This window comes from Mesorhizobium sp. M7A.F.Ca.CA.001.08.2.1 (assembly GCF_003998455.1).
Taxonomy (GTDB): domain Bacteria; phylum Pseudomonadota; class Alphaproteobacteria; order Rhizobiales; family Rhizobiaceae; genus Mesorhizobium; species Mesorhizobium ciceri.
This window is the reverse complement of the sequence record NZ_RZPW01000543.1, coordinates 1-4,377: the sequence shown is the minus strand read 5'-3', so window position 1 is coordinate 4,377 and position 4,377 is coordinate 1. Positions and strand designations below refer to the sequence as shown.

Below are 4,377 nucleotides of genomic sequence, written 5' to 3'. Positions count from 1 at the left end.
GGGACTTGATTGGCGTGTCCCCCGAAGCGATGCGCGCCCGCCACACCAACATGGAATAGATCATGCGCTATGAACTGATGCTGCCACACCAGATCCGCAGGGCGATCGCCGAGAATTGGCCGGTCGCTCTGCCGCTCGGCGTGCTGGAATACCATGGCGAGCACATGGCCGTCGGCATGGACACGCTGGCCGTCATCAAGACGCTGGAGCTGTTCGAAAAGGAGAAGGACGTCGTCATCCTGCCGCCCTTCTACTACGGTGCGGCAAGCTATGCGGTGGCGCCGCCGGAAGGCAGCGGCTCGGTGCAGGTCGGCGGCAACGCGCTGGCGCCGTTCGGCGAGGAACTGTTCTACAGCCTGCTGCGCATCGGCTTCCGCAACATCCACGCCATTATCCACCACCAGACCGAGAACTTTGTCGCCGGCATGCCGACCGATCTGGCGTTCAAGGCCGCCGGCCGCCAGGCGATCTTCCGCTTCCTCGAAAAGGAGCGCGGCGAGGGCTGGTGGGGGTCGCAGGCGATGGCGGACTATTATTCAGGACACGCGGCGGGTGAAAATTTCTTCAACTGGGTGCAGGTGCATCCGCTGATGTCGGCTGACATGAACGGCAAGTACCCGTTCGACCATGCCGGCATCGGCGAGACCTCGCTGATGCTGGCGCTATGCCCGGAGGCTGTCGATGCCAATCACTTCGCCGACAATACCGGCTGGTATACGGCGAGTGCCAAGGACGCCTCGGCCGAGCTCGGGCAGAAGGGCGTGGCCATGATCATGGATCATCTGCGGATGATTCTAAGGCCCTAGCGCGGTTCTTCCTTCTCCCAAGGTAAGAGGGCGCCATGCTACTTCACCGCGCCCGCGGTCATGCCCATGATCAGATAGCGCTCCAACGCGATGCCAATGACGGCGAGCGGCGCGATGGCCGCCATCGCTAGTGCCGCCATCGACCACCAGTTGATGCCTTGCGAGCCGGTCTGGCTCGCCACCATGACGGGAATTGTCTTGGCGTCGGTCGAGGTCAAAAGGGCGGCGAAGAAATACTCGTTCCAGCACAGCACCATCGCCAGGATGAAGGCGGCGACCATGCCCGGCAGCGCGATCGGCATGACGATGCGGAAGAACGCGCCCCAGATCGACAGCCCGTCGACAAGGGCGGCTTCCTCGAGCTCGACCGGGATCGAGTTGAACTGGTCGCGCATGATCCAGATGACGATCGGCAGCACCATCAGCGTGTAGAGCAGGATCAGCCCGATGCGCGTGTCGAGCAGGCCGACCTCGCGGTAGAGCACCAGGAAGGGCAGCGCCAGCACCACCGGCGGCAGGATCAGCTGCGACAGGAAGAAGAACGAGATGTCCTCGTTCTTGAACCAGGCGAAATGGTAGCGATAGCGGGTGAGCCCGTAGGCGGCGAGGCTGCCGATGATGATGGCGAGGCTCGACGCGCCGACCGAGGTGATCACCGAATTCATGAAGCGCTTGAGGAACTCCTCGCGCACGGTCGAGGTCTGGAAGATCGAGTCCGGCGACAGGCCGAGCGAACGCCAGCCCTTCCAGTCCGGCTGGAAGTCGACGAAGGGGATGAGATGGCCTTGCGTGACGTCGACTGCGGTCTTGAACGAGGTCGTGATCGTCCAATAGATCGGGAACAGGCAGATGAACGCCCAGAAGGCCAGCGCGCCATAGATGAAGACGCGGCTGGCGAGGAAGCTCGCCGGCGAGCGGATCTCCGAGGCGACATATTCGGTGGTCTGAACGCTCATCGGGCTCAATTCACCCCCATCTTGCTTTAATTGACATTGCGGACAAAACGGTTGGCAAATTTCAACAACCACGTGACGAACACGACGATGATCACCAGATAGGCCATCGCCAGCATGGTTCCGTAGCCGACATTCGAGCGGTCGCGGTATTCGCGGTAGATGAAGCTCGACACGGAATCGGTGGCGCCGCCGGGGCCGCCGGACGTCACGGTGATGATGATGTCGGCAAGCTTCAGCTTGAAGATGATGCGCAGGACCACCGCCGTCACCGACACCGGCAGCATCAGCGGGAAGGTGACCTGCCAGAAGGTCTGCCACGCATTGGCGCCGTCGACGCGTGCGGCTTCGAGCACCTCGCGCGACATCGCCTGCAGCCCGGCCAGCAGCATGATCATCATGAACGGAATGAAGGTCCAGGCATCCAGTATCATGATCGATATGCGCGCGATGATCGGATCGGAGAAGAAGGCGGGATTTTCCCAGCCGAGATGGCGCGCCAGCGTTGCGGCCGGTCCGAACCTGTATTCCATCAGCGATTTTCCGATCATCCACGACACCGCGACCGGCGACAGCATCAGCGGCATCAGGAAGACGACGCGGAAGAATTTTCGCGCCCGGATCTGGGCATTGAGGAGCAGCGCCAAGCCGAAGGCAATGACATATTCGACCGCCACCGCCAGCACGTAGAGCACCATGTTGAACAGCGCGTTGCGGTAGTAGGGATCGCCCAGCATCTGCCAGAAATTGTCGAGCCCGTTGAACCGGCGGCCGCTGAAGGAACTGAGGTTCCAGTCGGTGAGCGCGATGTAGAAACCGAACAGCGTCGGGAAGATCACCATGGCGATGGTGAACAGCAGCGCCGGCAGCAGAAACAGGGCACGCTGGCCGTCTTCGCCGCGCGTCAGCACCTGGCCGACACCGATCGCCACGCCCCACAGCACATAGGCATAGACGACGGGGCGCCAGGTCTCGAAGCCGATCGTATCGGGGCTGCCCTTGTAGAGGATCTCCAGCACGATCGTCGCCAGCAGGCCAAGCGTCGCAACGGCCATCAGCGCCCAGCCAAGGCGTTTACGGCCTGGAGAGATCAGATCGGAAGTGCCGGCATCTGCCGGCCACGGGTTCGCGGTCGATGTCTGGTCAGCCACAAATCTCGCCCGTTTGAAGGCTCTCGAGGAGCCGGAGCCTGTCTAAAGTGGTCCGGCGTTGCCGCCGGACCACGGTTCATAGGCCAGCCTACATGCCGAGCGAAGCTTTGTAGAGCTTGATCTGGTTGTCGCGGCCGATCTGGTCGGTCAGCTTCTCCCATGCCGCCGCGATGGCGTCGGCGCCTTCCTGCGCCTTCATCTTGCCCGCGAAAGTGTTGGCCAGGATGTCCTCGGCGGCGCTGTAGTACTGGAAGATGCCGGGGATGCGTGGCTCGATCGCCGCGTTCGGATGGTTGTAGCTGTCGGATTCCGATTTGAGGTAGGAGGTGATGAAGGCCTCGTCGTAGCCGGCCGCCACCCATTCGGGAATGTCGAAATGCGAGTTGCGGTAAGGCTGGAAGCCCGACGGATACATCGCCGTCCAGATCGACAGGTCCTTGCCGCCGAGATGGGCTGCAGCGGACCATGCCGCCTTCTTCTTCTTTTCGTCGGCATCGACGCGGGCCATGACATAGACGCCCCAACCGAGATAGGCGCAGTTGGGCGCATAGTTCGGGCCGCTGGCGAGCTTGTCCCAGGCGCCGGTCTTCGCATTGTAGACATCGTCCGAGCCCGGCAGGATCGAGAAGCCGGTGACGTCGCCGACGACGGAAGAGTCGTTGGTCTTGACGTTGGAGCCGACGTCGCCCCACCAGGTGACCATCGAGCCGGTGCCGGCCAGGAACTGCTGGAAGGCGGTCGTGTTCGGATCGGCGTTGATCTGGTCGGCGGGTTCGGAGGGCAGCGCGTCGATGACGTCCTGGATGGCGCGCACCCAGGCCGGATTGTTGACGCGCGGCTTCATCGTGTCGGCGTCGAACAGCCAGGCCTTGTCGTCGGGGTGCTTGGCATAGGCGGTGGCGCGGCTGCCAAGGAAATAGAAGCCGAAGCCGCCCCAGGGCTTCGGCGCGTCGAGATAGCCATAGACGTCCTGGTCCTTGAGCTTCTTGCCCTTCAGGAACTTGGTCACCGCCTGAACCTGCTGCCAGGTCTTCGGCACGCCCCATTCACCTTCGCCGCCGCCGTCCTTCCAGGCCTTGGCGAGGTCGGCATCGGCGAACACGTCGGTGCGGTAGTTGAAGTTGTGCGCGTCGCCGTCGACGGTCACGCGGTATTGCTTGCCGTCCCAGGTGCCGACCGGCGGCTTCAGATAGCTGACCAGATCGTCGAAATCGATCTGGGTCTTGACCCAGTCGGGCATTTCCGACGTCAGGCCCTTGCCGCAGACATCGCCTTCGAACGGCGCGCCCATTTCGATGATGTCGAAGTCGACGGTCCCGGTCGCGATCGACTGCTGCAGGCGGGCGTTGTAGTCGGCCTGCGCCAGGTCGATCCAGTTGATCTTGGCGCCGGTATAGGTCTCCCATGGCTTCAGGAAGCCGCGGAACAGCACATTGTGCAGGTTCTGGTTGTTGAGACCCATGAAGG

4 protein-coding genes are annotated in these 4,377 nt (G+C 62.6%); 1 reads left to right on the top strand and 3 read right to left on the bottom strand.

Features of this window, described 5'->3' with window-relative positions; translation table 11 throughout:
• Window positions 1-62: 62 nt before the first annotated feature.
• Window positions 63-806, top strand: coding sequence for a creatininase family protein (locus EN914_RS25820; protein ID WP_024504590.1), 744 nt, complete (start codon window positions 63-65; stop codon window positions 804-806).
• Between the two features lie 38 nt (window positions 807-844).
• On the opposite strand, the gene EN914_RS25815 is transcribed toward EN914_RS25820, so the two are convergent.
• The 3 genes from EN914_RS25815 to EN914_RS25805 form a co-directional block, all read right to left on the bottom strand.
• Entirely contained in the window at window positions 845-1,762 is a 918-nt protein-coding gene (locus tag EN914_RS25815; RefSeq protein WP_024504589.1) for a carbohydrate ABC transporter permease, read from the bottom strand.
• A 26-nt stretch (window positions 1,763-1,788) separates the two neighbouring features.
• Complete coding sequence (locus EN914_RS25810; RefSeq protein WP_024504588.1) at window positions 1,789-2,910, bottom strand: carbohydrate ABC transporter permease; 1,122 nt, start codon at window positions 2,908-2,910, stop codon at window positions 1,789-1,791.
• Between the two features lie 88 nt (window positions 2,911-2,998).
• A partial coding sequence (locus tag EN914_RS25805) for an ABC transporter substrate-binding protein (protein ID WP_127389344.1) occupies window positions 2,999-4,377 on the bottom strand: 1,379 nt, incomplete at its 5' end.

Excerpts from the sequence above, each read along its gene's own strand:
- EN914_RS25820 (WP_024504590.1), top strand. The coding sequence starts at position 63 with ATGCGCTATGAACTGATGCTGCCACACCAGATCCGCAGGGCGATCGCC.
- EN914_RS25815 (WP_024504589.1), bottom strand. The coding sequence starts at position 1,762 with ATGAGCGTTCAGACCACCGAATATGTCGCCTCGGAGATCCGCTCGCCG.